Annotated in this window: 32 protein-coding genes and 1 pseudogene; 14 read left to right on the forward strand and 19 right to left on the reverse strand. The window is 64.4% G+C overall.

Going from position 1 to position 24,658, the window contains the following annotated elements:
- Positions 1–33 precede the first annotated feature (33 nt).
- A complete protein-coding gene (sseA, locus tag KMZ29_RS06790; protein WP_215623002.1) occupies positions 34–891 on the forward strand; it encodes a 3-mercaptopyruvate sulfurtransferase in 858 nt (285 codons plus the stop codon).
- Positions 892–921: 30 nt separating this feature from the next.
- Here sseA and KMZ29_RS06795 read toward each other — a convergent pair whose 3' ends face one another.
- Positions 922–1,662 (reverse strand): hypothetical protein, encoded by a 741-nt coding sequence (locus tag KMZ29_RS06795; RefSeq protein ID WP_215623003.1) that lies wholly within the window; start codon positions 1,660–1,662, stop codon positions 922–924.
- A 359-nt stretch (positions 1,663–2,021) separates the two neighbouring features.
- On the opposite strand from KMZ29_RS06795, the gene KMZ29_RS06800 reads away from it, so the two are divergent.
- A complete protein-coding gene (locus KMZ29_RS06800) occupies positions 2,022–3,212 on the forward strand; it encodes a L,D-transpeptidase family protein (RefSeq protein WP_215623004.1) in 1,191 nt (396 codons plus the stop codon).
- A 182-nt stretch (positions 3,213–3,394) separates the two neighbouring features.
- Here the strand turns inward: KMZ29_RS06800 and KMZ29_RS06805 are convergent, their stop codons facing one another.
- On the reverse strand, positions 3,395–4,354 hold the full coding sequence (locus KMZ29_RS06805) for a D-2-hydroxyacid dehydrogenase family protein (RefSeq protein ID WP_215624171.1): 960 nt from the start codon (positions 4,352–4,354) through the stop codon (positions 3,395–3,397).
- A 185-nt stretch (positions 4,355–4,539) separates the two neighbouring features.
- On the reverse strand, positions 4,540–4,746 hold the full coding sequence (locus KMZ29_RS06810) for a hypothetical protein (RefSeq protein WP_215623005.1): 207 nt from the start codon (positions 4,744–4,746) through the stop codon (positions 4,540–4,542).
- A gap of 254 nt (positions 4,747–5,000) precedes the next feature.
- Between KMZ29_RS06810 and ettA the strand changes: the two genes are divergently transcribed.
- The gene (ettA, locus tag KMZ29_RS06815; protein ID WP_215624172.1) at positions 5,001–6,653 is read left to right on the forward strand and encodes an energy-dependent translational throttle protein EttA; all 1,653 of its coding nucleotides are present in this window, start codon (positions 5,001–5,003) and stop codon (positions 6,651–6,653) included.
- A 130-nt stretch (positions 6,654–6,783) separates the two neighbouring features.
- Here ettA and KMZ29_RS06820 read toward each other — a convergent pair whose 3' ends face one another.
- Together KMZ29_RS06820 and KMZ29_RS06825 are read right to left on the reverse strand one after the other, a co-directional pair.
- Positions 6,784–7,044 carry a BrnA antitoxin family protein gene (locus KMZ29_RS06820; protein WP_215623006.1) on the reverse strand — a complete coding sequence of 87 codons (261 nt, stop codon included), beginning with the start codon at positions 7,042–7,044 and terminating at the stop codon, positions 6,784–6,786.
- Positions 7,028–7,330: a BrnT family toxin gene (locus KMZ29_RS06825; RefSeq protein ID WP_215623007.1), complete on the reverse strand. Its 303-nt coding sequence runs from the start codon at positions 7,328–7,330 to the stop codon at positions 7,028–7,030. The genes KMZ29_RS06820 and KMZ29_RS06825 overlap by 17 nt, the downstream gene beginning before the upstream one ends.
- A gap of 193 nt (positions 7,331–7,523) precedes the next feature.
- Between KMZ29_RS06825 and KMZ29_RS06830 the strand changes: the two genes are divergently transcribed.
- Together KMZ29_RS06830 and KMZ29_RS06835 are read left to right on the forward strand one after the other, a co-directional pair.
- Complete coding sequence (locus KMZ29_RS06830) at positions 7,524–8,114, forward strand: TIGR00645 family protein (RefSeq protein ID WP_215623008.1); 591 nt, start codon at positions 7,524–7,526, stop codon at positions 8,112–8,114.
- Positions 8,115–8,194: 80 nt separating this feature from the next.
- Positions 8,195–9,385 (forward strand): lytic murein transglycosylase, encoded by a 1,191-nt coding sequence (locus KMZ29_RS06835; RefSeq protein WP_215624173.1) that lies wholly within the window; start codon positions 8,195–8,197, stop codon positions 9,383–9,385.
- A 215-nt stretch (positions 9,386–9,600) separates the two neighbouring features.
- Here the strand turns inward: KMZ29_RS06835 and KMZ29_RS06840 are convergent, their stop codons facing one another.
- Together KMZ29_RS06840 and KMZ29_RS06845 are read right to left on the reverse strand one after the other, a co-directional pair.
- Positions 9,601–9,873, reverse strand: a complete 273-nt coding sequence (locus KMZ29_RS06840; protein ID WP_215615061.1) for a hypothetical protein — start codon at positions 9,871–9,873, stop codon at positions 9,601–9,603.
- A 232-nt stretch (positions 9,874–10,105) separates the two neighbouring features.
- The gene (locus tag KMZ29_RS06845; protein ID WP_215605311.1) at positions 10,106–10,414 is read right to left on the reverse strand and encodes a hypothetical protein; all 309 of its coding nucleotides are present in this window, start codon (positions 10,412–10,414) and stop codon (positions 10,106–10,108) included.
- 169 nt (positions 10,415–10,583) lie between these two features.
- Here KMZ29_RS06845 and KMZ29_RS06850 point away from each other — a divergent pair, with 169 nt between their 5' ends.
- The 3 genes from KMZ29_RS06850 to bfr all read left to right on the forward strand — a co-directional run bounded on the left by KMZ29_RS06850 (position 10,584) and on the right by bfr (position 11,910).
- Positions 10,584–10,820: a hypothetical protein gene (locus KMZ29_RS06850; protein WP_215623009.1), complete on the forward strand. Its 237-nt coding sequence runs from the start codon at positions 10,584–10,586 to the stop codon at positions 10,818–10,820.
- A gap of 181 nt (positions 10,821–11,001) precedes the next feature.
- Entirely contained in the window at positions 11,002–11,265 is a 264-nt protein-coding gene (locus KMZ29_RS06855; protein ID WP_215623010.1) for a (2Fe-2S)-binding protein, read from the forward strand.
- 159 nt (positions 11,266–11,424) lie between these two features.
- Positions 11,425–11,910, forward strand: coding sequence for a bacterioferritin (gene bfr, locus KMZ29_RS06860; protein WP_215623011.1), 486 nt, complete (start codon positions 11,425–11,427; stop codon positions 11,908–11,910).
- 2 nt (positions 11,911–11,912) lie between these two features.
- On the opposite strand, the pseudogene KMZ29_RS06865 reads toward bfr, so the two are convergent.
- The 5 genes and pseudogenes from KMZ29_RS06865 to KMZ29_RS06885 all read right to left on the reverse strand — a co-directional run.
- Positions 11,913–12,098, reverse strand: a pseudogene (locus KMZ29_RS06865) (MSMEG_1061 family FMN-dependent PPOX-type flavoprotein); the annotation flags it as partial.
- 123 nt (positions 12,099–12,221) lie between these two features.
- Positions 12,222–12,575 carry a hypothetical protein gene (locus KMZ29_RS06870; protein ID WP_215623012.1) on the reverse strand — a complete coding sequence of 118 codons (354 nt, stop codon included), beginning with the start codon at positions 12,573–12,575 and terminating at the stop codon, positions 12,222–12,224.
- Between the two features lie 152 nt (positions 12,576–12,727).
- Positions 12,728–13,075, reverse strand: a complete 348-nt coding sequence (locus KMZ29_RS06875) for an MmcQ/YjbR family DNA-binding protein (protein ID WP_215623013.1) — start codon at positions 13,073–13,075, stop codon at positions 12,728–12,730.
- A 53-nt stretch (positions 13,076–13,128) separates the two neighbouring features.
- The gene (locus KMZ29_RS06880) at positions 13,129–13,737 is read right to left on the reverse strand and encodes a hypothetical protein (RefSeq protein ID WP_215623014.1); all 609 of its coding nucleotides are present in this window, start codon (positions 13,735–13,737) and stop codon (positions 13,129–13,131) included.
- An 81-nt stretch (positions 13,738–13,818) separates the two neighbouring features.
- Complete coding sequence (locus KMZ29_RS06885) at positions 13,819–14,064, reverse strand: DUF2188 domain-containing protein (RefSeq protein WP_215605318.1); 246 nt, start codon at positions 14,062–14,064, stop codon at positions 13,819–13,821.
- Between the two features lie 160 nt (positions 14,065–14,224).
- Between KMZ29_RS06885 and KMZ29_RS06890 the strand changes: the two genes are divergently transcribed.
- On the forward strand, positions 14,225–14,491 hold the full coding sequence (locus tag KMZ29_RS06890) for a DUF2277 domain-containing protein (RefSeq protein WP_215623015.1): 267 nt from the start codon (positions 14,225–14,227) through the stop codon (positions 14,489–14,491).
- A gap of 89 nt (positions 14,492–14,580) precedes the next feature.
- Positions 14,581–14,808 (forward strand): hypothetical protein, encoded by a 228-nt coding sequence (locus KMZ29_RS06895; protein WP_215623016.1) that lies wholly within the window; start codon positions 14,581–14,583, stop codon positions 14,806–14,808.
- 7 nt (positions 14,809–14,815) lie between these two features.
- On the opposite strand, the gene KMZ29_RS06900 is transcribed toward KMZ29_RS06895, so the two are convergent.
- The 4 genes from KMZ29_RS06900 to KMZ29_RS06915 all read right to left on the reverse strand — a co-directional run bounded on the left by KMZ29_RS06900 (position 14,816) and on the right by KMZ29_RS06915 (position 17,774).
- A complete protein-coding gene (locus KMZ29_RS06900; protein ID WP_215623017.1) occupies positions 14,816–15,022 on the reverse strand; it encodes a hypothetical protein in 207 nt (68 codons plus the stop codon).
- A 157-nt stretch (positions 15,023–15,179) separates the two neighbouring features.
- A complete protein-coding gene (locus KMZ29_RS06905; RefSeq protein ID WP_215623018.1) occupies positions 15,180–16,352 on the reverse strand; it encodes a cytochrome P450 in 1,173 nt (390 codons plus the stop codon).
- A 119-nt stretch (positions 16,353–16,471) separates the two neighbouring features.
- Positions 16,472–16,717 (reverse strand): helix-turn-helix domain-containing protein, encoded by a 246-nt coding sequence (locus KMZ29_RS06910; RefSeq protein ID WP_215623019.1) that lies wholly within the window; start codon positions 16,715–16,717, stop codon positions 16,472–16,474.
- Between the two features lie 289 nt (positions 16,718–17,006).
- Positions 17,007–17,774, reverse strand: coding sequence for an SDR family NAD(P)-dependent oxidoreductase (locus KMZ29_RS06915; protein WP_215623020.1), 768 nt, complete (start codon positions 17,772–17,774; stop codon positions 17,007–17,009).
- Positions 17,775–17,890: 116 nt separating this feature from the next.
- Here KMZ29_RS06915 and KMZ29_RS06920 point away from each other — a divergent pair, with 116 nt between their 5' ends.
- From KMZ29_RS06920 to KMZ29_RS06935, 4 genes are all read left to right on the forward strand, one after another.
- A complete protein-coding gene (locus KMZ29_RS06920; protein ID WP_215623021.1) occupies positions 17,891–18,364 on the forward strand; it encodes a DnaJ domain-containing protein in 474 nt (157 codons plus the stop codon).
- Positions 18,365–18,900: 536 nt separating this feature from the next.
- Positions 18,901–19,341 carry a hypothetical protein gene (locus KMZ29_RS06925; RefSeq protein ID WP_215605326.1) on the forward strand — a complete coding sequence of 147 codons (441 nt, stop codon included), beginning with the start codon at positions 18,901–18,903 and terminating at the stop codon, positions 19,339–19,341.
- Between the two features lie 43 nt (positions 19,342–19,384).
- Positions 19,385–19,915, forward strand: a complete 531-nt coding sequence (locus KMZ29_RS06930; protein WP_215624174.1) for a flavin reductase family protein — start codon at positions 19,385–19,387, stop codon at positions 19,913–19,915.
- 619 nt (positions 19,916–20,534) lie between these two features.
- Positions 20,535–20,759: a DUF6429 family protein gene (locus KMZ29_RS06935; protein ID WP_215623022.1), complete on the forward strand. Its 225-nt coding sequence runs from the start codon at positions 20,535–20,537 to the stop codon at positions 20,757–20,759.
- Between the two features lie 234 nt (positions 20,760–20,993).
- Here KMZ29_RS06935 and thiC read toward each other — a convergent pair whose 3' ends face one another.
- The 3 genes from thiC to KMZ29_RS06950 form a co-directional block, all read right to left on the reverse strand.
- Complete coding sequence (gene thiC, locus KMZ29_RS06940) at positions 20,994–22,913, reverse strand: phosphomethylpyrimidine synthase ThiC (RefSeq protein WP_215623023.1); 1,920 nt, start codon at positions 22,911–22,913, stop codon at positions 20,994–20,996.
- A 148-nt stretch (positions 22,914–23,061) separates the two neighbouring features.
- Positions 23,062–23,697: a thiamine phosphate synthase gene (locus tag KMZ29_RS06945; RefSeq protein ID WP_215623024.1), complete on the reverse strand. Its 636-nt coding sequence runs from the start codon at positions 23,695–23,697 to the stop codon at positions 23,062–23,064.
- Positions 23,684–24,466 (reverse strand): thiazole synthase, encoded by a 783-nt coding sequence (locus KMZ29_RS06950; RefSeq protein ID WP_215623025.1) that lies wholly within the window; start codon positions 24,464–24,466, stop codon positions 23,684–23,686. The genes KMZ29_RS06945 and KMZ29_RS06950 overlap by 14 nt, the downstream gene beginning before the upstream one ends.
- Between the last annotated feature and the right edge of the window lie 192 nt (positions 24,467–24,658).

Consider the following 24,658-nt stretch of genomic DNA (forward strand, 5'->3'; position numbering starts at 1 on the left):
GCAATGACGCTCATAGGGATGCCGGGAAATCACATGACATCGCCACACGATCCGCTTGTCTCCACCGACTGGCTCGCGACGCATCTCGGGGATCCCAAGGTCAGGGTTATCGACGCATCGTTCAAGATGCCGGGCGTCATGCCGCTGCCGATCGACGATTACCTTGCCTCGCATATCCCGGGCGCCGCGTTTTTCGACGTGGACGCGGTGTCGGATCATTCAAATCCGCTGCCGCACATGTTTCCGGACGCCGAACAGTTTGGCCGCGATGTCGGAGCGCTCGGGATCGGCAATGACGACACGGTCGTGGTCTACGACGCAGGCGGCTGGGTTGCGGCCCCCCGCGCGTGGTGGATGTTGCTCTCCTTCGGCCATCGGAATGTCCGCGTGCTCGATGGCGGCCTGAAAAAATGGGTCGCGGAAGGCCGCAAGGTCGAGAGCGGTCCGGTGACACCGAAGCCAGGCACGTTCAAGGCAAGTTTCGACGCGCGGCGCACGCGCAGCCTGCAGCAAATGATCGCCAATATCGCAAGCCGGGCCGAGCAGGTGATCGATGCGCGGGCCAGTGAACGTTTTCAGGGCAAGGTACCCGAGCCGCGACCCGGCATTCGCTCCGGCCACATCCCGGGCAGCCTGAACCTGCCCTACAACAATCTATTCGACGCCTCGACCGGTACGATGAAATCGCTGGACGAGTTGCGGGCCGCGTTTCTGGGCGCGGGTATCAGGCTCGACGCACCGATCGTGACGAGTTGCGGCTCCGGCGTGAGTGCGGCCGTGCTGACGCTGGCGCTGTACCGCCTCGGCGTCGAGAACCCGGCGCTCTACGACGGCTCGTGGACGGAATGGGGTGCCGAGGACGGCCCGCAGATCGCGACCGGTCCGGCATAATCCGGCATAATCCGGCATAATCAAGAAGCCTCAGCGGCTGCGGACATTCGTCGTGGGCTGCGCGAACGGATCGGCGGCCTGTTGTTGAGCCGCGACCTGTCGCGCCAGCCGCGCGCGTTGCGCGGCCCGGCGGCGCTGGGCCGCCCGGCGGGCCTGCTGCCTTTTCTTGACGACGCTGGGGTCCGGCTTGGCGCTGGCGGCCTTCGCCGACGCCTCGGCCTCGATGGTGACGGGCTGATCGCCCAACGTGGCGATTTTCGTCGCGGCGACATCGGTTTCCGCCGCGGCCGCCTGTTCGGGTACCGGCGTTTCATCCGTCGGCGGCAAGGCCCGCGCCGCGGTTGCGATCCCGGTCTCGTCAGCGGAGGCGGGCGCTTCGGCCGGCGCGGATGCGCCTTGCGCCGGGTTTTCCGCCGCGGGGATTTCCGGTTTCGCCGCCTGCGGCGGACTGGAATCCTGCGGGTTCACCGCTGCGACCTTCTCGGGCTCAGTGGCGACGGTGGCGATCGCCGGGGGCTCGGCCGGTGCTGCCGCCGCAACGCCGTCCGGTGGCTTCTGCTCGGATGGGTCCGGCTCAAGGCGCAGCATCGCCAGTACGGGAATGGGAGCCTCGTCTTGTTGGGCAAACCTTGGTTCGGGCACGCGCCATGAGGGGTTGGCGGCAAATTCCTCGTGGGCGGCGCGGAGCAGGGCCGCTGCTCCGAGCCCGAACACCAATATCGACATCGTCAGCACGATCGCGGCGAACAGAAAACGAAAGCCGGGGAGCATGGAAGCATTCCGCCTTCGCAGGGGTCTGGAAGGCTCTTGAGCCAGCGGGAACGCGGTGACCACCACAGGTTTGGCCGGCTTCGCGGCGCAGAATACCGCCAACACGGAGCGAATCAGGCTGATATCAGGATACCGCAACCGTCCCGTTCACGTTTGTTACAAATCAGCGGCCTCGGCACCCCAGGGGCCCTGCCGGTTGGCGATTTCGGCGGGGGTGAGGCATCGTTGCCACGACGCGCCAGGCCCATCACAAAATGCCGGAATCGGGCCGGATTTCGCGGATTTGTCTTGAATGCGCCGCTATCTTCCGCCATCTGCCGTTAACGGTCCGGTGTCGGCTTGGGGACTATACAAGAACGATGATGATCAAACGCATTCTGACGATTTGTGCTGCCTTGGCGGCGGGTGCAGCGGGAACCTCGCTCGGATCCCCGCTTGCCTTGGCGCAGGGCTATTCGCAGGCCCCCGGCTCGGTCTATTCGGCATCGCCGGCACCCTATCCGCCCGGCGGTTATGTGGTCGATGAGCGCCGCCTCCCGGGCGCGCCGGATTTCGACGCGCTGGAGGACGATGACGCGCCGAATGCGCAGGGTTCGACGGCGCTCTTGCCCCCCGGTCCGGTGCTTTCGCCCGCCGATCCGCGCTATGGCCGCCCCGATCCTGCCCGGCCGCTTTATTCCGACCGCGGCGCGCCCACCGGCCCGATCCTGTCGCCTGACGATCCGCGCTACGGCCGGCCGGCCGGACCGCCGCCGGTGATCTATTCGGACCGCCCCGCCGGTCCGCCGCAGCAGACCTATTCAGACCGCAGCAACGACACCCTGCGTCCGCCCGAAGCGGTAGGCGCCCCGGCCGGCGTCACTGGGGCGGTACAGCCTCAGCAGAGCCAGGGGGCCGACGGCAAGCCGCTGGTGTTGTCCGCGCTGCCGCCGGAAGAACAGCCTGAAGTCGCACCCGCGCAATTGCCGCCGAACCTGCGCCGCCAGGAGGTCCCTTTCGTCACCAAGGAGCCGGCGGGCACGCTGGTCGTCGATACCCCGAACACCTACCTTTATTACGTCCTGGGTGGCGGCCGCGCGGTCCGCTACGGCGTCCGCGTCGGCCGCGACGGCTTTACCTGGACCGGCGTGCAGAAAATCACGCGCAAGGCCGAGTGGCCGGACTGGCATCCGCCGACCGAGATGATCGAGCGCCAGCCTTATCTGCCGCGCTTCATGGCGGGCGGACCGGGCAATCCGCTCGGTGCGCGCGCGATGTATCTCGGCTCCACCGTCTATCGCATCCACGGCACCAACCAGCCCTCGACGATCGGCAAGTTCGTCTCCTCGGGCTGCATCGGCATGCTGAACGAGGACGTCTCCGACCTGTTCGAGCGCGTCAAGGTCGGCACCCGCGTGGTGGTGCTTCCGGGCGGCCCGCCGCCGGGAACCGCAACCGCTTCGGCACAGCCGGTGCCCGCGCCGGGCTCGGCGCAGGCGTCGAACGCTCCCGTTCCCGGCATGGCGCCCACCGTGGTGCCGCCGCTGCCCGCGCCGGTGACGGTGCGGTAACAGGGATTGAAAACCCGCTATCGAGAAAGGCCCGCCGAAGCGGGCCTTTTTTTCGTCATTGCGAGCGAAGCGAAGCAATCCATGGGGCCACAAGCGAAGAATGGATTGCTTCGTCGCGGAGCCTGTCATCGGGCGCGCATTCGCGCGACCCGTTGGCTCCTCGCAATGACGGAGGCAGATGGCTACGCCAGCCTTCGAACCGGCTCGCCCTTGAACCAGGCGTCGATGCCTTCGACCATCTGGCTGTAATGGGCGCGAAAAGTCTCCTCGGTGACGTAACCGAGATGCGGCGTCAGCACGAGATTGTCGAGCTTGCGGAAGGGGTGGTCGACCGGCAGTGGCTCGACCGAAAACACGTCGACCGCGGCACCCGCGATCTTTTTCTGCTGCAGGGTTTGCAGCAATGCGGCTTCGTCGATGATCGGCCCGCGCGCGGTGTTGACGATGAAGGCGGTCGGCTTCATGCGCGCCAGATCGGCGGATCCCACCAGCCCGCGCGAGCGCTGGCTCAGCACCACATGGATGGTGACGATGTCGGCGCTGGCGAACAATTCCTCCTTGCTGGCGTAGCCGACGCCGACTTCCCTGCATCGCTCCGGCGTCAGGTTCGGGCTCCAGGCGATCACGTTCATGCCGAACGCCTGTGCGAGTTTCGAAACCTTGGCCCCTAGCTTGCCGAGGCCGACGACGCCAAGCGTCTTGCCCTCGATCTCGAGGCCGACGAATTTCTGCAAGGGCTCGCCGGCGTGCATGCGGGCGTTCTCGCGGCCGATATTGCGGGTCAATTCCAGGATCAGCCCCATGGTCAGGGGGGCGGTGGGGTCGCGGCCCCATTGCGTCCCGCACAGCACCACATCGTGGTCCTTGGCGGCCTCCAGATCGAGCGCGGCATTACGCATGCCCGAGGTGATCATGAGTTTCAGCCTGGGCAGGCTCGCGAACAGGGCCCGCGGAAACGGCGTGCGTTCGCGCATCGCGCAGATGATCTCGAAATCCTTCAGCGCGGCGGCGGCGGCCTCCTGCGAGGCGAAGGGCTGGTTGAATACGGTGACGTCGACGCGATCTGTGACCTTCGACCAGTCCGCGATATCAAGGGCCAGATTGAGATAGTCATCGAGAATTGCACAGCGCAGCCGCGTCATGGGAGGTCCGTTCATGGCGATGATGACGGGGCGGAAGCGCGCCGTCCGGGAGGTGCCATGGTCGCGTGCAATCTTTCAGCGTGCAAGCGCCCGCGGCCCCAAAAGCGCCCGCGGCCTCAAAAGCGCCCGCGGTTCAGGAAGCGCCGCAGCCCGATCAGCGCCGCGGTGTCAGCGGTCGGGGATGGTCAGCTGGAGTGGCGGTGCGACGAGGCCTTCTGCTTGGCGCGGCAGGCCGGGCCGGGGCCGCGCATATAGTGCAGTTCCGGCCGGTAGGGGTTGAAGGCCCGGGCGAAGAACTGGTGCCAGAAGTCGCGGATTTCGGCGAGAGCGCTTGCCTGCCCGTCGCGGCTGGCTGCCGGGGAGGAGAGGGACGCTGAGTTGCTGGTTGCCATGACGCGGGCCCCGCCGTTTTTCGTGCGCGGCTTTTGCCGCGAGAGAGCCCCTTTGGGGCGCCGAAAACGAGTTTTCGCCCGATTTGTTAAAAGAAGGTTTCAATTGTCATGATCCGGCGCAAGCATGGTATCTATCGCGTAATCATCCGTGGTGAAGGGATGGAAAACGCATGCGCGCGGTTGCCCTTTCGGGGCTGCATCGCTACATCAGCGGCAGCAAATTTCCGATAAATGCAACGGTTTCAAGGATCGCGATGGCGCGCCAGTTCGTCTACTTCATGCAGGGTCTTTCCAAGACCTATCCCCCCAACCGCAAGGTGCTCGATAACGTCCACCTGTCGTTCTATCCCGACGCCAAGATCGGCGTGCTCGGCGTCAACGGCTCCGGCAAATCGACGCTGCTGCGGATCATGGCCGGCCTCGACAAGGAATATTCGGGTGAGGCCTGGGTCGCCGAGGGCGCGCGGGTCGGCTACCTCGAACAGGAACCGCAGCTGGATCCCGCCAAATCCGTGCGCGAAAACGTCATGCTGGGTGTCGCCAAGCAGAAGGCGATCCTCGATCGCTACAACGAGCTGGCGATGAACTATTCCGACGAGACCGCCGACGAGATGACCAAGCTGCAGGACCAGATCGAGGCCGCCGGGCTCTGGGATCTCGACAGCAAGGTCGATCAGGCGATGGACGCGCTGCGCTGCCCGCCGGACGATGCCGACGTCAGCAAGCTGTCCGGCGGCGAGCGCCGCCGTGTCGCGCTGTGCCGGCTGTTGCTGGACCAGCCCGATTTGCTGCTGCTGGACGAACCGACCAACCATCTCGACGCCGAGTCGGTGTCATGGCTGGAAGGCCATCTGCGCAACTATCCCGGCGCCATCCTGATCGTCACCCATGACCGCTACTTCCTCGACAACGTCACGGGCTGGATCCTCGAGCTCGACCGCGGCAAGGGCATTCCCTACGAGGGCAACTACACCGCCTGGCTGTCGCAGAAACAAAAACGGCTCGCGCAGGAGGGCCGCGAGGAGGCCGCGCACCAGCGCACGCTGGAGCGCGAAAAGGAATGGATCGCGGCCTCGCCCAAGGCCCGCCAGGCCAAGTCCAAGGCGCGCTACCAGCGCTACGAGGAACTCCTGAAGCAGGCCAGCGAGAAGCAGACCCAGACCGCGCAGATCACGATTCCGGTGGCCGAGCGGCTCGGCCAGAACGTGATCGATTTCGACGGGCTGACCAAGGGCTTCGGCGACCGCCTCTTGATCGACAACCTCACCTTCAAGCTGCCGCCGGGCGGCATCGTCGGTGTGATCGGCCCCAACGGCGCCGGCAAGACCACGCTGTTCCGGATGATCACCGGACAGGACAAGCCGGACAAGGGCACCATCACCATCGGCGAGAGCGTGCACCTCGGCTATGTCGACCAGTCGCGCGACAGTCTCGACGGCAAGAAGAGCGTGTGGGAGGAGATTTCCGGCGGCAATGAGCTGATCCTGCTCGGCAAGCGCGAAGTCAATTCACGCGGCTATTGCTCGTCGTTCAACTTCAAGGGCGCCGATCAGCAGAAGAAGGTGGGTTCCCTGTCGGGCGGCGAGCGCAACCGCGTGCATCTGGCCAAGATGCTGAAGTCCGGCGCCAACGTGCTGCTGCTCGACGAACCGACCAACGATCTCGACGTCGACACGCTGCGCGCGCTGGAGGAGGCGCTGGAGGATTTCGCCGGCTGCGCCGTGATCATCAGCCATGACCGCTGGTTCCTAGACCGCATCGCCACCCACATGCTCGCCTTCGAGGGCGACAGCCATGTCGAGTGGTTCGAAGGCAACTTCCAGGACTACGAGAAGGACAAGATGCGCCGGCTGGGACAGGACTCCGTCATCCCGCATCGGCTGAAGTACAAGAAGCTGACGAGGTGAGGCGACGTTTGATATCGCCGAACCCATCGAGAAAGTTCCGCGCACGGGACAGCGCGTTACGGAGGTATTGATTTGGCTGTCGCGGCCAAAGTCCTTCGGCCGACTCGGCGCGGCCGGTTGGCAGGCGTTATTATCCCACCTTCTCCGCCAGCCACATCTTGATCAGTGACTGATACGGCACGTCGCGCTTGTTGGCGGCGATCTTGATCTGCTCCAGCAGGCTCACAGGCAGTCGCAATGAGATGGCTGTGGTCGATGGCTTCAGGTTTGGGAAGCGCACCCGCGCGGCCTTGCTCAGGTCAAAATAGTCCGCAGTATCGTGCGACTCCCAAAAAGAACGTTCCTGGGATTCGTTGGCAAATTTGGGGACTTGTTTAAGTTTCTTCGGCATAGCGTGTACGCTCCTTCGCGCTCATCGGACGTACTGAAATGATCCGTAACAGAGTTGCGTCCTGCCTCAATGTGAAGGCGATCTGCAGAAGACGACCTGCATGTGTCTTTCCGTAAGCATGGTATCGCTGTTCGGTCGCGCTGTGCTCGGGGTCATGTAGCAGCAGAAGCGGAGTGTTCAGAAACACCTGCTCCGCCTCGGCCTGGCCGACGCCGTGTTTGTCCGCGCTCTTTCGGCTGTTGCCATCGTCCCAGTCGAAGCCGGCGATCCGGTCGAAGTTGATCATTGTGTATATGTCCAACATATACAAAAAGGCGCATCGATGCAATATGGCTTCAAAGAAGCGCTACCCTGATCTGCGCTCACACCCCGCCTGCGCCAAATGGCCGCTCGGCCCCGGACGTCCGGAATGTGCCATATCCGAATGCTAGAGTTAACGCGATTCCGCACACTGATTCCCGCACGGAAAGACCCGCCCTATGTCCATGACGCCGGAAACGCCCCTGCCGCCCAAAGGCAAGGGGATAGAGTTACGTCCGATCCCGATGCTGATCTTCGGCTCCCGCTGGCTGCAATTGCCGCTCTATGTCGGCCTGATCGTCGCGCAGGGCGTCTACGTGGTGCTGTTTCTGAAGGAGTTGTGGCACCTGTTCGCCCACTCGTTCGATTTCAGCGAGCAGCAGATCATGCTGGCGGTGCTCGGCCTGATCGACGTGGTGATGATTTCCAACCTGCTGGTGATGGTGATCGTCGGCGGTTACGAGACCTTCGTCTCCCGTCTCAACCTGCAAGGTCATCCCGACGAGCCGGAATGGCTCAGCCATGTCAACGCCAGCGTGCTCAAGATCAAGCTCGCGATGGCGATCATCGGCATCTCGTCGATCCACCTGCTGCGAACCTTCATCGAGGCCGGCGGACTGGCGTCGGGGAAGACCGGCTACACCGAAACCGGCGTGATGTGGCAGACCATCATTCACACGGTTTTCATCCTGTCGGCGATCGGCATCGCCTATGTTGACCGTCTGTCGAATATTGCGACCGGAGAAGCAAAGCACTCCGCTTCGCACTGATGGGCGACATGGCATTCGATCGGGTTCCGGTTCTGCGCAACGGCGTACTCGCCGCGCTTGTTCTGACGGTAGTTGCAGTGATGATCGGCGTGCCGCATTCCGCTCGCGCCGCCGATGCCGGCTTCACCCGGTTCATCGCCTCGCTGTGGCCGGAAGCGCAGGCGCAAGGCGTGCCGCGCGCGACGTTCGACGCCGAGACCCGCGGGCTCGCGCCGGATTACAAACTGCCGGATCTGATCCTGCCGGGACGGCCCGCCACCGGCGCGCCGTCGCAGGCCGAGTTCGTGCAGGTGCCGGCCGACTATGTGAAGGAATCGAGCATCGCGCGGCTGGCGGCGGAGGGGCAAAAGCTGATGGCGAAGCACCGCGCCGCGCTCAGCGCGATCGAAACGCGCTTCGGTGTGCCCGGCGCCATCGTGCTGGCGATCTGGGGCCGCGAGACTGATTACGGACGCTACGCGCTGCCCTATGACGGTTTGCGCGTGCTGGCGACGCAGGCCTATGTCGGCCGGCGCAAGGATCAGTATCGCGGCGAGTTCATCCTGGCGTTGAAGCTGATCGGCGAGGGCGTGGTGACGCGCAAGGATCTGCGCTCGTCCTGGGCCGGCGCCACCGGGCTGACGCAATTCCTTCCCTCCGAGCTCTACAAGCACGGCGTCGATCTCGACGGCGACGGCCGGGTCGATATCTGGCATTCGGTGCCGGACGCGCTCGCCTCCGCCGCCCAGCAGCTCGTCAACAAAGGCTGGCAGCCGGGTGTCCGCTGGGCCTACGAAGTGCGCGCGCCGGCTGGCGCCGACTGTACCCAGGGCGTGCCCGAGGTGACGAAGCCGATCCGCGAATGGCTGCGCGAAGGCTTCGTGCCGGTGCGCGGACAAAAGCTCAGTGCCGCCGAGCAGGCGCAGCCGGCCTCGCTGCTGCAGCCCGAAGGCATCTACGGCCCGGCGTTCCTGACCACGAAAAACTACTTCGTCATCAAGGAATACAATTTTTCGGATCTCTACGTGCTGTTCGTCGGCCACCTCGCCGATCGCATGCTGAGCTCGCAGCCATTCGCGACGCCGTGGTCGGCCTCGACCCAACTGCGCACATCAGCGGTCGAGGCGATGCAGCGTCACCTCACGCGCATCGGCCTCTACGGCGAGAAGGTGGACGGCAAGGCGGGCATGAAGACCCGCGCGGCGCTCGGTGCCTACCAGAAATCGGCCGGGCTCAAGGTGGACTGCTGGCCGAGCGAAGCCGTGCTGCGTTCGATCGGCACAGCGCGCTGAGGCAAGATTCCGACGACCGTTCTCGTCATTGCGAGGAGCCAACGGGTCGCGCGAATGCGCGCCCGATGACAGGCTCCGCGACGAAGCAATCCATTCTTTCTTTCCTCGGCAAGATGGATTGCTTCGCTGCGCTCGCAATGACGGTCTCAAAAGAAAACCCGGCCGCACGGGCCGGGTTTCAGAATCACAATGCGGTAATCGAAGCGCAGGTCAGCTCAGTCGCAGACCTCGACGCGGCGATAGCGCCAGCCGTAACCGTCCCAGAAGCGCTCACGCACCATACGGCAGGCCGGGTAGTCGTCCACATAGACCGGGGCCGGGGCGGCGTAGGCCGGGCGGCTGGAGGCGATGGCACCGCCGATGATCGCGCCGCCGATCAGGCCGGCCGCCACGCCTGCGGCCACGCCGCGCTGCGCGCTGGCGGGCGTCGCGGCGAGCGACCCGGCGATCGTTGCGACCGCGACGAAGGCAGCAAATGTTTTCTTCATGTCCTGGACTCTCCTGGAGATGGCGCCTTGCGCCGGCGCCGGGTTTAGATTGACTCACACGCCGTATTCGAAACCGTCCGTCTCGCTTAGAAAGCGCATAACGGTCAATCGAAGGTAAACGCTGGCGAAGCAGTGGCCGGAAAAAACGGTTTTTTCAGGCCATCAACGAAAACGCCCCGGAAAACGCCATGTTTCCGGGACGCCGCTGATGGTTTTAATGAAGATAAACGGCTTAATCGCAGATCCGAACGTTGCGAACCCGCCAGCCATAACCGTCCCAGAACCGCTGCCGTTGCCAGAAGCAGCTGGGCTCGGCGACATAGACCGGACCGCCGTAATAGCCGTATCCCGGGCCATAATAGCCCGGCCCGTAATAGCCATTCTGGGACGCAATCGCGCCGCCGACAATGGCGCCGCCGAGCAGCCCGGCCGCGACGCCGGCGGCAATCCGGCCGTTGCGAGCCTCGGCGGCCTGCGGCGCTGCCACGGCCGAAACAGCCAGGGTGGCGGCGGCAGCGAGCGCCATCAATGTCTTCCTCATGGCCTTCACCTTTCTCATTGAACCGGGACCGCCAAATGGTCTGTCCGGGCAAAAGTTCCACATTTTGCTTGAATGATCAATGAACGGACCTGCCCGATTTGGCGACGAATCCGGGCTGGCGCGGTGTTTTTGCGGCGCACAGGCCGGGTTTAGGAGCGAAGGAAACCCAATGACAAACGCGATGGCGGCATTCGGAATTGCGGCCGGCGGTACCTCCCTGATCTGCTATCTGCTGATGACGCGAAAGCCGAAACGCCGCGCCCTCGGCGGCTCGTCCGGCGACAGTTCCGGGCAGGATGGCGGCATGGCCGGGGGTGACGGCTGGAGCCTGCTGAGCTGGTTCGGCGGCGATAATTCCACGTCCGACAGTTCGGGCAATCCAGGCGGCGGCGGTGGTGGCGATTGAGTCTGCAAAACCCGCAAGAATGGCGCCATTTGATCTGGCGCAACCGCATCTCTTTAGATCAGTTCTAGCCTGCATGTGCGATCACTTTGGAATCGCTTGAAAAGACGGTTTTTCTTTTTGCATCCCGCCGCGCCGTTACATATCGATAGGCTTACGCATCACCGATGAGCCCTGCCGTTTCATGATTGTTTGTTCCTGCAACGTCATCAGCGACCATGATGTCCGTAGCGCCGTCAACGCCGCGGACGATCTTCCACGCAGCCCCAAGCAGGTCTATGACTGCCTCGGCTGCAGCGCCGAGTGCGGTCGATGCGCGCGCACCATCAAGACCATCATCGACGACGCCCTGGGCGCCTGCGCCAAGTCCTGCGGCGCCGGATGCCCGCACAGCGCGGCCGCCGCGGAGCCGCATGTCCATGCCGAGTTCGCGCTCGCGGCCTCCTGAAACCTGCAAAGATTCTCCCGCTTGCACCATCGGACCCGTTCGGCACGGGTTTGCTGCCGCATATTAACGCATGATCCTGTCGCCCAACCGCTTACCCTTTGGAGGGTCTTGCGCTAGTAGGCTTCTGAATCCACCTTACCTCGGCAGCGGGAGTGCATCATGCAGGGCGACGCAAAGGTCATCGAATATCTCAACAAGGGTCTTCGCAGCGAACTCACCGCCATCAACCAGTACTGGCTGCATTACCGGCTGCTCGCCAACTGGGGCCTCCTGGAAATGGCCAAGGTCTGGCGCAAGGAATCCATCGAGGAGATGGAGCACGCCGACAAGTTCACCGACCGGATCCTGTTCCTCGACGGCTTTCCCAACATGCAGGTGCTCGATCCCTTGCGGATCGGCCAGAACGTCAAGGAGATCATCGAGTGCGATCTCGCCGCCGAGATCAGCGCCCGCACGCTCTATCAGGAAGCGGCGACCTATTGCCATGGCGTCAAGGACTACGTCTCGCGCGATCTGTTCGAGAGCCTGATGAAGGACGAGGAACACCACATCGATTTCCTCGAAACCCAGCTTGATCTGATCAAACGCATCGGGCTCGAGCTCTACACCCAGAAGCATGTCGGCGGGCTCGAGAGCGAGGGCTAGGGCAACGCAACTAAGTCGTCCGGATCTACCGACACCTTGCCCTTGCCGCCGACGCGCAGCGTCTCGTCGATACCAGGCACGAAGAAGATCAGCTGCACCAAGCCCGAACCCTCCACGATGTTCCTGAAACTGTCGATCCGGTTGTTGCCGGAGCGGTCGGGCATCAACAGCCGGTTCGGCCCGGCGATGGATCCGGATAGATCGTCTTGAGGTCGCTGGCGGCAAGCTCGGTCAAGATTGCTCTCCGGCCGGAAGATGCTCTCGCAAAACTATCATGACGAAGCGCGCCCGCAAAGCGAGCGCGGCCTCACTCACACCGCGTCTGCAGGGACAAAGCAGCTGATCACGATGCTGCCGCGATGATGCACGTACCACACCACGGCTTCGCCGACCGGGTTGCCGCGGTCGCGGATGATGGCGTGCGCCGGCACCTGCATCCATTTGCCCTCGATAGGTACCCAGTAGGCGCCGCCACGGACGTCGTACTCGGTGCGATGACCGTCGGAGATGTCGCAGCAGGGCACGCCGTTGGGCGCGATCACGCTCTTGAACCAGGCGCGGATATCAGGGGGAACGTGCTCGTACTGCCCGTTGTCGAAGGCGAACGCCGCGCCCGCCAGTGCGCAACAGCACGCCAGCAGCGCGGCCTGCGCGAACCTTCGCATGCGATCCTCCACGCTTCTGCGTCCGCATCGCCACGTCCGGACTTGCCGCCGCCACGAATCGAACGATTGCATGCGATTAGGCCCGAGCTGCCGGGCGGATGCATGCTCAAAAAATATGCGACGAGCGGTCTGCGGTTTGATGCGGCGCGGAATCAGGACTTCGCCGTTGGTTGCAGCTTGAGCAGCGTCTTCGGCGCGACGTTGCGCCACGCCATTGAAAGAGCGCTCCTGAGCGTCGTCTGATCGGCTTTCGCAAGCCGTACATTGGTGTAGCCTTGCTTGCCCCATGCTCCGGGGATCGGGCGGAAGATTTCGGGCTCTGCCTCCACCAGCACCGACTGCTGCTCGGGCGTGAGCTTCACCATGCCCCATTTGTCGTCGGGATAGCCGAGCGTAGCGAAGATGCGCTTGCCGGCGCGGAAGTCCGTGCGCCCCTGATGCGAGCCCTCGATCGCTTCAGGCTGGGAAAGTGCGACACGGCGAAAGCGGCTCGACGACATCTGTGCTCTCTCCCGAAATACGGCCGCTTGGCAGCGGGCCTGGCATATGGCGGCTATTTCGTCGTCACCAGATCGCCGAACAGCGTGTAGTTGGCTTTCGGCCCCTGCATCACCAGCGTCCAGTGCGAAAAATCGTCGGCGCTGGTGCAGCTGTTGCCGGCGCCTTGCAGGATCAGCGTCAGCAACTGACGCGGTGCGATGCCGGGCCGGAACACGCCGCTGCCCGCGGCCGGCGCGGTGAGCTTCCATTCCTTGTAAAGCGCGGGCCCGTGTCCGCGGTCGGGGCGGTCGCGCGGGTCGACTTCGAACACCGACACCGTGTTGGGACGGGCCAGCGCCAGGGCGCCGGTGTGGCCGGTCTTGTCGCGGAACGACAGCACCAGCCGGTCGTCCAGCCATTTGGCCGTGAATTCATAACTTCCCGAAGGCGTGGCGATGCCTTCGATCCCCTCGACGTCGCCTTCGCCGGTGAACAGCGTCGCCTTGCCGGAAAAGCGCAGGCTCTCGATCTCCTGGCGCTTGCCGGAGTCCAGCGCCACCGTCGCGACGTTGCGCTGGCCTGCGTTGGTGCAGCAGGCACAGGCGAAGGCGGGCGAGGCGGCGCCGATCAGGACAAGCAAAGCTGCGGCAAGGCGAAGGCCATGGCGGATCAATTCGGTCATCGGTTGTTCCTTCGCCGCGTCATCGGATGATCGACGTGGCGGCTGACGCGTTCCACAGCAGGGCCAGGGCGTTCGCGCAAGCTAGGCCTTGTCCTCGACATCGGTGTCCGGACGGTCGATGCCGGCGGCGGTTTCGGTGTGCCAGATGCCGTCGGGGGTCTCGTACTCGATCACTTCGGTGCGCCCGGGCACGCGCTGTTCGGCGGCGGCGCGCTTGGCGGCGGCAAGCGCTGCGGCATGGGTCGCGAAGGCTTCCGAAAACACGCCATTGACGGTGTAGGCCCAGCCGTCGTCGTGCTGAACGATCCGGTAGATGACGTGGCTCATCGGGAACTCGCTGTTTTGCTGGCGCGGGCACGGCGACCCGGGGGGTGAACGACCGGCCTATTCTATGACAAAATGGGGCGCGATGTAGGGGTTGCTTCTGGCCGTTCGTCCTTTCGTAGGGACGCAGGATCAGGGCGCCGGCGGGCAAGGGAGAAGATAAATGTGCCGTAACATCAAGACGCTGTTCAATTTCGAGCCGCCGGCGACCGAGCAGGAGATCGAGGCCTCCGCGCTGCAATTCGTGCGGAAGCTGTCGGGCTTCAACAAGCCGTCGCAGGCCAACGCGGAGGCCTTCGACCGCGCCGTCGCCGAGGTCGCGGCCTCGGCCCGGCGGCTGCTGACGTCGCTGCATACCCATGCCCCGGCGCGCGACCGCGAGACCGAGGCCGAGAGGGCGAAGGAGCGGTCGCGGCTGCGGTTTGGCTGAGCGGTTCGCGGTTACGTGATCCGCCTCACGGTGCAGCGAGACGGCGGCGCTCATGATGGCTTGAAGCCGTTCAGCCGCTGGAGAGAACCATGAACCCGGGAACCTCATTGAAACTCAGCGCCATCGCTTTCACGGTTCTATGGACCGGCTGGATGCTGTGGTGGGGTGGATCGTTCGAGCGCGCCAACGTCATCCTGCTCATGATCTGCGGTATCGTGGCTGGTTATGTGTGGTACCGCGCCATGCGCTGGCAATTCCAGCGCACCGGCATGCTGCCACGAAACGAAGGTCCGGCCGATCCGGCAGCGAAGCGATAGGCGCTTGCTACTGCACGGCGAGTTGAATATTCGACGTCACCATCACGGGCTGGCCGGCCTTGACGACACGGACATGCCCGCCTTGGGCGATGCCGTTGCTGCCGCCGGTATGGGCGGCGATGCTGATGCCGGCGACAGCAATCGCGCCGATCAGCGCCACGGTCACGACCTTCAAATGTGTGGTTCTGTCGACGCTGTAAAATGAGTGATTCATTCCAAGCCCCCCACCATTCAACCGATCTGCCCGCATGCTCCTTATGATGCTTGGTAACCGCTGACGCCGGAGACCGCCATTTCGCTCGATGCCTTAAGGCGAGTTCCCTACGTAGTTTGCCGGAGGCGGCCTGCTGCTGGCCGGCTCAACCGGCTGGCTAACCCGCGTCCCACGCGACCGGCAGATTGAACAGCCCGCGAAACGCCCAGCCGCCGATCCGCACTTGCTCGCCATCGTCGAGCCGCAGGCCCTTCAATCTCGCAAACACGCTCGGCAGCGCGACGTCGGCGACCATCGCCCGGGAGGCGAAGGCGCCGGCGCAATAATGCGGGCCGGCGCCGAAGGCGATGCTCTTCTGGGTATCGCGGGTGAGGTCGAAGCGGTCGGGGTCTTCGAAGCAGGCCTCGTCGCGATTGGCTGAGCCGAACATGAAGAACACGCGGTCCTCCGGCTCGAAATCGACGCCGCCATAGGACCACGGCTTCGCCACCCGCCGCGGCGACATTCCGATCGGCGCGATCCAGCGGGCATATTCCTCGAACACGTCGAGCCACTTCGCCTTGCCTTCGCGGACCAGCGCGAGCTGATCGGGATGGGTCAGGAGCGCCCAGACCGTGCCGGAGATGGCGTCGCGCGGCTCGTTCTGCCCGCCTGAGATCGCAAGCTTGATGTTGGCTCGGATGCTCGGGATCGGCTGGCCGGCCGCCAATAGCACGCTGAGGATCGAGGTGTTGGGGTGCTTGGTCACCACCGGGATCATGTCGTCGATCGCGGCGTCGATGCCGGCGGTGGCGGCATGGCAGCGCGCCTCCACTTCCTTGTTGCCGGTGTAATTGGCGATGCCATCGATCATCGCCTGCGACCACGCGTCCATGTCCGCAAAGCGCACATTGGTGAGCCCGGTGATGTCCTTCAGGCACTCGGCTGACAGCGGCAGCGCGAAAGCCTTGCAGAGGTCGGCGCGCCCGAGCGGCGCCAGCTCGTCGAGGATGCGGTCGGCATGGGCCTGGAACTGCCGGCTCCAGGTGTCGCGCACGGCGCGCGGCGACACCGAGGGAAACATCGCTGCGCGCTCGGCCATGTGCGCGTCGCCGTCCTTGCGCATCATGTTGTGGCCCATCAGCGTGTTCATCAGCCCGGCCGGCTGATGCGAGGAGAACACGTCGATGCGTTTTTCCTGGGTGAAGATATCGTCACGCCGGGTGAACACGGTGGAGCCGAGCTGCGGCACGAACGCGATCGGCGCCTGTTTTCGCATCTTCGCCAGATCGGGATAGGGGTCGGCCCAGAATCGGGCGACATCGATATCGAAATGCGGCGCGTTGGACATGGCGTTCGGCTCCCCACCCGGGGCTTTCCGCCCGGCTGCAGGGAACTCTAGCGTGAATCCCGCAACAGTGAATACCAAGCCTGAGTTGCGCCCTCCGCGGTAAGCCGGATGCGGTCGCCCTAGTCCCGATGCTCGGGCACGTCGATGCCGTCGGCCACATATTGACGGATCTTGTTGCGCAGGGTGCGCACGGACACCCCGAGCACGCGCGCGGCGCGGGTGCGGTTGCCGCCGCAGCGGCCGAGCGTCTGCAGCACCAGTTCGCGTTCGACCTCGCCGACGGTGGACCCGATCAGCAGCGGCACGATTTCATTCGGAGCGAGTGCGGGCGCCGGCACAGGCGGCGCGGAAACAGCATGGGTCATCAACACCTCCCGATCAACGCCCGCTCGAATCATGGAGCGGCAACATCGAGAACAAACTACCCCCAACAACCAGAACGTGCGCGGAGTCGGTTAACAAATTGCTAACGCCGGCGGTATGGAACCGGACGAGGCCCGGTTCCACACCCGGTTCCATATCCTTGCGGTCCCCAATGAGCGTCATCATCCGCGAAAGCGGATGATCCAGTACGCCGTGGCCTCTCGATTCATCACAGCCGTCCCGGAGTACTGGGTCGCCCGGTCGAGCGGGCGACGACAGCGTTGGGCTCGCTCAGATCGTCCGGTAGCCGCCATCGACCATCACGATGGTGCCGCTGACATAGGCCGACAGATCCGAGGCGAGGAACACGGCCGGTCCCACGATATCCTCCGGCTTGCCCGCGCGGCCGAGCGGCGTGTGCTCGATGAACACTTTCGCCAGCTCCGGATTGCTGGCGCGCACCTTTTCGTTGAGCGGCGTTTCGATGAAGCCCGGGCCGATCGCATTGACGCGGACGCCGTCCTTGCCGAGTTCGGCGGCAAGCGCCTTGGTGAAGCCGAGCACGCCGTGCTTCGAGGCGGTGTAGGCGGGCGAACTCGGCGTGCGCAGATGCACGAAGGACTGGATCGAGCCGATATTGACGATGCGCCCCCTGGCGGCGCGCAAGGGCGCGAGAAACGCGTTGGTCACGTTGAACACGCCGGTGAGGTTGATGGCGATGATGTCTTCCCAGTCGTTGATCACGGCCTCGGGCGCGCCCAGCATGCCGTTGCGCCGCGCGATGCCGGCATTGTTGACCAGGATCGAGACCTGCCCGACCTTGTCGGCGACCTTCTTCGCCACCGCGACGCAGTCCTCGCGTTTGGTGACGTTGAGCACGAAACTCTCGGCTCTGCCGCCCGCACTGCGAATTTCCTGCGCGGCTTCGGCCAGCGCCTTCTCGTTCATGTCGAGCAGCACCACCTGCGCGCCCTCGCGGGCGTAGCCCGCCGCGATCGCGCGCCCGATTCCGGAAGCAGCACCGGTGACGACCGCGATGTGGTTTTGGAGAAGGGGCATTGGCGTTTCCTCTGTGTTTTTGGTTTTTGAATTCGGACAAGCTAATTCAAGTTTGAGCGGCCGCAAACGGAAAGCTTTACCGGGAGAGTTGTATTCGTCTTGTCCGGTGTTGCGCCATGGATAGCAAGCTCAGGCAATGGCAGCTCGATATCGAGCGGATCTGGCAGGCCCCCGCGTCCGACTGGCGCGAGGCCGCGCGGCTCGCCGACGTGATGGCGCGGACCAGTCCCGAAGTGCTGCTGCGGCACGCGGCGGCGCAGGCGCTGCCGATCCTGCGCCATGCCGCGGCTGAGAGCGGCGACCCTGAAATCACCGAGGCCGCGCGGCGCCGCCTCGGGATCATCCGCGAAGTGCTGCATACGCTGACCACCCCGCGGTTCGGCCGCCGCGACATCCCGGTGAAGACGCTGACGCCGGGCGAACGTTACCGGCAACTGCTCGGATTGCCGCTCGACCGCCGTCTGACGGCGACGGAAATTCACCGCGCCTACAAGCGCGTCGCCAAGACCGCACACCCCGATGCCGGCGGCAGCGCGCATGAATTCCAGGCGCTGTCGGCGGCGCGCGAGGCGCTGATGAAGGAGCGGTGAGGGAGGCTGGGCGGCGCGTCCCCAAAGGGAATGGGCACGGCGCCAGTTAGCGCACGTGCCCATCCTTTCCGCCGATCGAACAGTTTCAGGGGCCCAGGGCTTGCACCCCTTTTTCAGCATGCCGTCCTTGAGGCCAAGCGGCGCCGAACTTCGGCGCCGGCAAGGAATGCGCCTGCCGGGGACGTCAGGCATTGATGAAGGTCAATGACGGGCCGGGTTTCAATTCAGCGCGAAGCCTGTTTGCTCCATGGGGAAAGAGTTTTGGCCGCCTCTCGCGGGTTGACTGGGGGAGGACGGTGCCGGGGGTCGGGATACCCGGACAAGGAGTGAGTGTCGGGAACCGGCGCGAAGGTTCAAGCGAAAATGCGCATAGAGTAGGCAAAGCCACCGGGTCGCGCGAACGAACTCCGTGCGCCCACCACAGTGTGGACACACGAATGCGCTTTGCCGATCCGGCCCATCGGCTACACTTGCCAAAACGCGACTCAATCTGCGTCGCTGGCGCTGCCCGCAAAGCTCTCAAGGAGACCGTCCCCATGAAGATCCTGTCCGCCATTCGCGTTGCGCTGGTCGCGCTGACCGCTTTCGCCGGCGCCACGCTGTCCTCCGCCTCGCACGCCGACGAGGGCACCGTGTCGCTCGTGATCTACAAGGCGGGCTGGATCATCGGCGGCTCCGGCGGCAGCGGCACGCTGACCTTCCGCGGCCGGGTCTACCCGCTCTCCACCGGCGGACTGGACTACGGCCTGGTGTTCGGCGGATCGAAGACCGTGCTGCGCGGCCGCGTCAGCAATATCTACCGGCCCTCGGATGTCGCTGGCGTCTACGGCGCGGCCGGCGCGGGGCTCGCGGTCGGCTCAGGCGCGCGCGCGATCGTGCTGACCAACCAGAAGGGCGCGGTGCTGGAACTGTCCGGCCGCCAGGTCGGCCTGATGGCGAACGCGGACCTGAGCGGGCTGGCGATTACGCTGAAGTAGCGACGTGGCGCGGCGAGCGGCCATGAAGCCGCGCATCCCGAGACTGAAACCGCTGGCGTTGTCGAAGGTCTACCAGTTGCTCGAGCCCGGGCCGGTGGTCCTGCTCACGACGGCGCGCAAGGGCCGCGCCAACGTGATGACGATGTCCTGGCACATGATGGTGGAGTTCGAGCCGCCGCTGGTGGCGTGCGTCGTCTCCGCCGCCAATCATTCCTTCGCTGGCCTGCGCGCAGGCAGGGAATGCGTCATCGCCATCCCGGCGCGGCGGCTCGCGGCAAAGGTGGTGAAGGTCGGCAACAGCTCGGGACGCGACATCGACAAGTTCGAAGCCTTCGGCCTGACGCCGCTGCCGGCTTCCCGCGTCGCGCCGCCGCTGATCGCGGAATGCTTCGCCAATCTCGAATGCAGGGTGAAGGACACGCGCCTCGTCGGCGCCTACAATCTCTTTATCCTCGAAGTGCTCGCGGCCTGGTCCGACCCGGCGCAGAAAAATCCCAAGACCATCCACCATCGCGGCTATGGCAGCTTTGTGGTGGACGGCCCGGTGATCCGGCTGAAATCGCGCATGCGGTAGTGCGTATTCCAGCCGTATGGAATCATGACGTCGTATGCCATGGCCTCGTGGTTCGAGACGCGCGGCGTTGCCGCGCTCCTCACCATGAGGGTCTAGGACCTCATCCTGAGGAGCCGCGAAGCGGCGTCTCGAAGGATGAAGCCAGCGTCGGGAAAATGCACTGGCGCGCGTGCGTGGGCAGCCGATCTCCCCATGTCGTCCCTGCGTTTCGCAGGGACGACATGAGGCAAGTTCCAGATTCGAATATCAAACAGCGAGAGGACGTGCGTCCGCATTGTCGCGGCGCGATGCGCCCGAGCTTTGCGTCGAGTGCCGCCCTCGAAGAGAACAAGAGGGCGCAGGGAAAGCCGGGTGCGCGCTGCACCCGCGGTCTCGTGTGCAAGATGCACATAGAAAGACGCACACGAGCATACAGGTTCAGCGGAGGCAATCCGGCCTTGGGCAAAGCGCAGCGTGCCCACCATCTTTCCGACGAAACAAGAATGGTGGCACGGCACGTCCGCCGTAGCTCGAAGGACTAAGGCGGAAGGCGTAACCCGGATTACGGCGCGGCATTCTCCAATTGCGTCCGCAATAATCGCGAATACGATGGCGCGACACCGGCAGCAGGAGGTTCGCGATGGCCCTCGACACCGACAAGATCGACGACGCAGCGCTGGCGCTGCTCTATCTGACGCTTCACAACGGCTACAGAGCCTGGAAAGGAATAGACTGGGCTGTGCTCGATCGCCTGCACGACAAGGGCATGATCGACGATCCCGTCGGCAAGGTAAAATCGGTGGTGTTCACGGAAGAAGGATTGGAGCGAGCCAAGACGCAGTTTGAGGCGATGTTCAAGAAATGATGTCGCCTTTATGGCGGCTTGGCAGTGGCCTGTAGGATGGGTTGAGCGATCGCGTCCGCCGAAGCCCAAGCTGGCGAAGGTGGAAGCGAAACCCATCGTGGCCATCGCGATGGGTTTCGCAAGGGCTCAACCCATCCTACCAGCTCAAAATGAAACGGCTGGGCTTTCGCCCGGCCTTTCGATTGCCCGATGGAACGCCCGAGGCATTCCCGGGCACAACGAGGAGAGGATGCCTCACAACACCCGATTACTCTCCTTCACCTTCTCCGCATCCAGGTACACGCTCGACCCCATCTCCTTGAATTTTGCCGACATCTGCGCCATGCCGTCCTCGATCACGCCCGACACCGACATGCCGACGGCGCCGCCGGCCACCGCGCGCTTGTCGGGGTCGTTCAGCGTCGCTGCATAGTCGCGCACGTCCTGCGTGATCTTCATCGAGCAGAATTTCGGTCCGCACATCGAGCAGAAATGCGCGACCTTGTGGGCTTCCTTGGGCAGCGTCTCGTCGTGGTAGAGCCGGGCGGTTTCAGGGTCGAGGCCGAGGTTGAACTGGTCCTCCCAACGGAAGTCGAAGCGGGCGCGGCTGAGCGCGTCGTCGCGGAGTTGGGCCGCCGGGTGGCCCTTGCCGAGATCGGCGGCGTGTGCGGCGATCTTGTAGGTGATGACGCCGACCTTGACGTCGTCGCGGTTGGGCAGGCCAAGATGCTCCTTCGGCGTCACGTAGCACAGCATCGCGCAGCCGAACCAGCCGATCATGGCTGCGCCGATCCCTGAGGTAATGTGGTCGTAGCCGGGTGCTATGTCAGTGGTCAGCGGCCCCAGGGTGTAGAACGGCGCCTCGCCGCACTCCTTGAGTTGCTTGTCCATGTTGATCTTGATCTTGTGCAGCGGCACATGGCCGGGGCCTTCGATCATGACCTGGCAGCCCTTCTTCCAGGCTACTTGCGTCAGTTCGCCGAGCGTCTCCAGTTCGGCGAATTGCGCGCGGTCGTTGGCGTCGGCGATCGAGCCGGGACGGAGGCCGTCGCCGAGCGAGAACGACACGTCGTATTTGCGCATCAAGTCGCAGATCTCTTCAAAGTGCGTGTAGAGGAAGCTCTCCTTGTGATGCGCGAGGCACCACTTCGCCATGATCGAGCCGCCGCGCGACACGATGCCGGTGACCCGGTTGGCGGTGAGGTGGATGTAGGGAAGCCGCACGCCGGCGTGGATGGTGAAGTAGTCGACGCCCTGTTCGCACTGCTCGATCAGCGTGTCCTTGTAGAGCTCCCAGGTCAGTTTCACCGGATCGCCGTCGCACTTCTCCAGCGCCTGATAGATCGGCACCGTGCCGATCGGGATCGGCGCGTTGCGCAGGATCCATTCCCGGGTGGTGTGGATGTTGCGGCCGGTCGAGAGGTCCATCACGGTGTCGGCGCCCCAGCGGATCGCCCACACCATCTTGTCGACTTCTTCCTCGACCGAGGAGGTGACCGCGGAGTTGCCGATATTGGCGTTGATCTTGGTGAGGAAGTTGCGGCCGATGATCATCGGCTCGAGTTCGCCGTGGTTGATGTTGCAGGGAATGATGGCGCGGCCGCGCGCGATCTCGCTGCGGACGAATTCCGGGGTGACGAAGGCCGGCACCGAGGCCCCAAAACTTTCGCCGTCGGCGATGGCGGCTTCGGCGCGTTCGAGCTGCTGTTTGCGGCCGAGGTTTTCGCGGGTCGCAACGTAGATCATCTCCTTGGTGATGATGCCGGCGCGGGCGAATTCCAGCTGGGTGATCATGTGGCCGTCGAGCCCGCGCAGCGGCTTGTGATGCGCAATGAAGGATTTCGCGGCATGCGCGGCGCCGACATTGCCGTTGTCTTCCGGCTTGATGTCGCGGCCCTGATACTCCTCGACGCCGCCGCGCTCTTTCACCCAGGCGATGCGGTTGCGCGCGAGCCCGGCGTTGACGTCGATGGTGACGGCGGGATCGGTGTAGGGGCCTGAGGTGTCGTAGACCGGCAGGTCAGGCTCGCCGGCGCCCTTGCTCAAAATGATCTCGCGCAGCGGCACGCGCAGGTCGGGCGCTTCATCCGGGGTGACGAAGATTTTGCGCGAGGAGGGCAGCGGGCCTGTGGTGACGGCGGGCAGCGTGGTGTCGGGATTGGAGCGGATGTTCATGGCCTATCCTCCTGTGTATTTCTGATTCTTGATCCCGTCATTGCGAGCGCAGCGAAGCAATCCATGGTGCAGCGAACCCGGTGAAAGATGGATTGCTTCGTCGCTTGCGCTCCTCGCAATGACGGCTGGTAGTTCCGTGAAACTCATGTCACGCCGCCTCCGCGTTCAACCCGAGCCACGCGCGCACCCGCGCGTCGGGGTCGGCATTCTGGGTGACGTCGCTGACGACGGCGATGGAATCGGCGCCGGCCTTGAAAATCTCTGCGGCGTGTTCGAGCTTGATGCCGCCGATCGCGACCAGCGGGATGTTGCCGATGCGCTTCTTCCATTCGGTGATTTTTGGGATGCCCTGCGGCGCGAAGCGCATCGATTTCAGCGTGGTCGGGAAGATCGGCCCCAGCGCGACGTAATCCGGCCTGGCGCGCAATGCGGTTTCGAGCTCCTCGTCGTCGTGGGTGGAGATGCCGAGCGTCAGTCCGGCGTTTCGGATCGTCTTGAGGTCGGCTTCCGCAAGATCTGCGAGGTCCTCTTGGCCGAGATGCAGGTGTTTGGCCCCCGCCGCGATCGCCGCGCGCCAGTAGTCGTTGACCACCAGCCTGGCCGGCGTGCCCTTGATCACTTCCAGCGCGTCGCGCACGATCTGCAGCGCGTCGGCATCGTTCAGCTCCTTGGCGCGCAGTTGAATGGTGCCGACGCCGAGCAGCGCCAGCCGCGCCACCCAGGCGACGCTGTCGACGACGGGATAAAATCGATCAGGATACGCGTGGCGATCAGGATACGGCATGCCAGAACGGGGTCCCAACGACAGGGGTTGAAGGAGAGGCGAAATCGCGGGCTTCCATCAAGCCCGCCTCATAGGCTGACCGACCGGCCTCGACGGCCTGGCGAAACGCTGATCCCATCGCGACGGGGTCGGCGGCCTTGGCAATCGCGGTGTTGAGCAGCACGGCGTCGTAGCCGAGTTCCAGCGCCTGCGCCGCGTGGCTGGGTGCGCCCAAACCGGCATCGACCACCAGCGTGATGTCGGGCAGCCGGTCGCGCAGCAGCTTCAGCGCGTCGCGGTTGACGATGCCCCTGGCGCTGCCGATCGGCGCCGCCCAAGGCATGACAACCTTGCAGCCGGCGTCGACCAGCCGCATCGCGACGCCGAGGTCCTCGGTGCAATAGGGGAATACTTCAAAGCCGTCCTTGATCAGGATGGAGGCCGCCTCGACGAGGCCGACCACGTCGGGCTGCAGCGTGTCGTTGTCGGCGATCACTTCCAGCTTGATCCAGGAAGTGCCGAACAGTTCGCGCGCCAGTTTTGCCGTGGTCACCGCCTCGCGCACGCTGCGGCAGCCGGCGGTATTCGGCAGCACCGTGACGTCGAGCTCGCGGATCAGCGACCAGAACGCATCGCCGGTCTTGCCGCCGGCGGATTCGCGCCGCAGCGACACCGTGACGATGTTGGCGCCGGAGCTGCGGATCGCCTGCTGCATGATCGCCGGCGACGGATACAACGCGCTGCCGATCAGGAGGCGGGAGGAAAATTCGCGGTCGTAGAATTTCAGCATGATTACTCTCCGTCATTCCGGACGGTCCGCACAGCGGACCGATCCGGAATCTCGAAGTAGTGTGAGGACTTGCTTCCGCGAGATTCCGGGTTCGCGCTTGCGCGCGCCCCGGAATGACGACCGAGAGGCTGCGGCGTACTGGATCGCCCGGTCAAGCCGGGCGATGACAGCGCAATTTGGGGATGCAGGCGA

It is taken from the genome of Bradyrhizobium sediminis (genome assembly GCF_018736085.1).
In the GTDB taxonomy this organism is placed as follows: domain Bacteria; phylum Pseudomonadota; class Alphaproteobacteria; order Rhizobiales; family Xanthobacteraceae; genus Bradyrhizobium; species Bradyrhizobium sediminis.

Coding starts and splice junctions, on each gene's coding strand:
- bfr (WP_215623011.1), top strand. CDS start 11,425: ATGCAGGGCGACGCAAAGGTCATCGAATATCTCAACAAGGGTCTTCGC.
- thiC (WP_215623023.1), bottom strand. CDS start 22,913: ATGAACATCCGCTCCAATCCCGACACCACGCTGCCCGCCGTCACCACA.
- KMZ29_RS06895 (WP_215623016.1), top strand. CDS start 14,581: ATGAACCCGGGAACCTCATTGAAACTCAGCGCCATCGCTTTCACGGTT.
- KMZ29_RS06845 (WP_215605311.1), bottom strand. CDS start 10,414: ATGAGGAAGACATTGATGGCGCTCGCTGCCGCCGCCACCCTGGCTGTT.
- KMZ29_RS06850 (WP_215623009.1), top strand. CDS start 10,584: ATGACAAACGCGATGGCGGCATTCGGAATTGCGGCCGGCGGTACCTCC.
- ettA (WP_215624172.1), top strand. CDS start 5,001: ATGGCGCGCCAGTTCGTCTACTTCATGCAGGGTCTTTCCAAGACCTAT.
- KMZ29_RS06945 (WP_215623024.1), bottom strand. CDS start 23,697: ATGCCGTATCCTGATCGCCACGCGTATCCTGATCGATTTTATCCCGTC.
- KMZ29_RS06875 (WP_215623013.1), bottom strand. CDS start 13,075: ATGTCGTCGAGCCGCTTTCGCCGTGTCGCACTTTCCCAGCCTGAAGCG.
- KMZ29_RS06820 (WP_215623006.1), bottom strand. CDS start 7,044: ATGCCGAAGAAACTTAAACAAGTCCCCAAATTTGCCAACGAATCCCAG.
- KMZ29_RS06920 (WP_215623021.1), top strand. CDS start 17,891: ATGGATAGCAAGCTCAGGCAATGGCAGCTCGATATCGAGCGGATCTGG.
- KMZ29_RS06855 (WP_215623010.1), top strand. CDS start 11,002: ATGATTGTTTGTTCCTGCAACGTCATCAGCGACCATGATGTCCGTAGC.
- KMZ29_RS06835 (WP_215624173.1), top strand. CDS start 8,195: ATGATCGGCGTGCCGCATTCCGCTCGCGCCGCCGATGCCGGCTTCACC.
- KMZ29_RS06880 (WP_215623014.1), bottom strand. CDS start 13,737: ATGACCGAATTGATCCGCCATGGCCTTCGCCTTGCCGCAGCTTTGCTT.
- KMZ29_RS06900 (WP_215623017.1), bottom strand. CDS start 15,022: ATGAATCACTCATTTTACAGCGTCGACAGAACCACACATTTGAAGGTC.
- KMZ29_RS06925 (WP_215605326.1), top strand. CDS start 18,901: ATGAAGATCCTGTCCGCCATTCGCGTTGCGCTGGTCGCGCTGACCGCT.
- KMZ29_RS06800 (WP_215623004.1), top strand. CDS start 2,022: ATGATGATCAAACGCATTCTGACGATTTGTGCTGCCTTGGCGGCGGGT.
- KMZ29_RS06890 (WP_215623015.1), top strand. CDS start 14,225: ATGTGCCGTAACATCAAGACGCTGTTCAATTTCGAGCCGCCGGCGACC.
- KMZ29_RS06795 (WP_215623003.1), bottom strand. CDS start 1,662: ATGCTCCCCGGCTTTCGTTTTCTGTTCGCCGCGATCGTGCTGACGATG.
- KMZ29_RS06810 (WP_215623005.1), bottom strand. CDS start 4,746: ATGGCAACCAGCAACTCAGCGTCCCTCTCCTCCCCGGCAGCCAGCCGC.
- KMZ29_RS06915 (WP_215623020.1), bottom strand. CDS start 17,774: ATGCCCCTTCTCCAAAACCACATCGCGGTCGTCACCGGTGCTGCTTCC.
- KMZ29_RS06935 (WP_215623022.1), top strand. CDS start 20,535: ATGGCCCTCGACACCGACAAGATCGACGACGCAGCGCTGGCGCTGCTC.
- KMZ29_RS06905 (WP_215623018.1), bottom strand. CDS start 16,352: ATGTCCAACGCGCCGCATTTCGATATCGATGTCGCCCGATTCTGGGCC.
- KMZ29_RS06885 (WP_215605318.1), bottom strand. CDS start 14,064: ATGAGCCACGTCATCTACCGGATCGTTCAGCACGACGACGGCTGGGCC.
- KMZ29_RS06840 (WP_215615061.1), bottom strand. CDS start 9,873: ATGAAGAAAACATTTGCTGCCTTCGTCGCGGTCGCAACGATCGCCGGG.
- KMZ29_RS06910 (WP_215623019.1), bottom strand. CDS start 16,717: ATGACCCATGCTGTTTCCGCGCCGCCTGTGCCGGCGCCCGCACTCGCT.
- KMZ29_RS06870 (WP_215623012.1), bottom strand. CDS start 12,575: ATGCGAAGGTTCGCGCAGGCCGCGCTGCTGGCGTGCTGTTGCGCACTG.
- KMZ29_RS06825 (WP_215623007.1), bottom strand. CDS start 7,330: ATGATCAACTTCGACCGGATCGCCGGCTTCGACTGGGACGATGGCAAC.
- KMZ29_RS06805 (WP_215624171.1), bottom strand. CDS start 4,354: ATGACGCGGCTGCGCTGTGCAATTCTCGATGACTATCTCAATCTGGCC.
- sseA (WP_215623002.1), top strand. CDS start 34: ATGACATCGCCACACGATCCGCTTGTCTCCACCGACTGGCTCGCGACG.
- KMZ29_RS06830 (WP_215623008.1), top strand. CDS start 7,524: ATGTCCATGACGCCGGAAACGCCCCTGCCGCCCAAAGGCAAGGGGATA.
- KMZ29_RS06950 (WP_215623025.1), bottom strand. CDS start 24,466: ATGCTGAAATTCTACGACCGCGAATTTTCCTCCCGCCTCCTGATCGGC.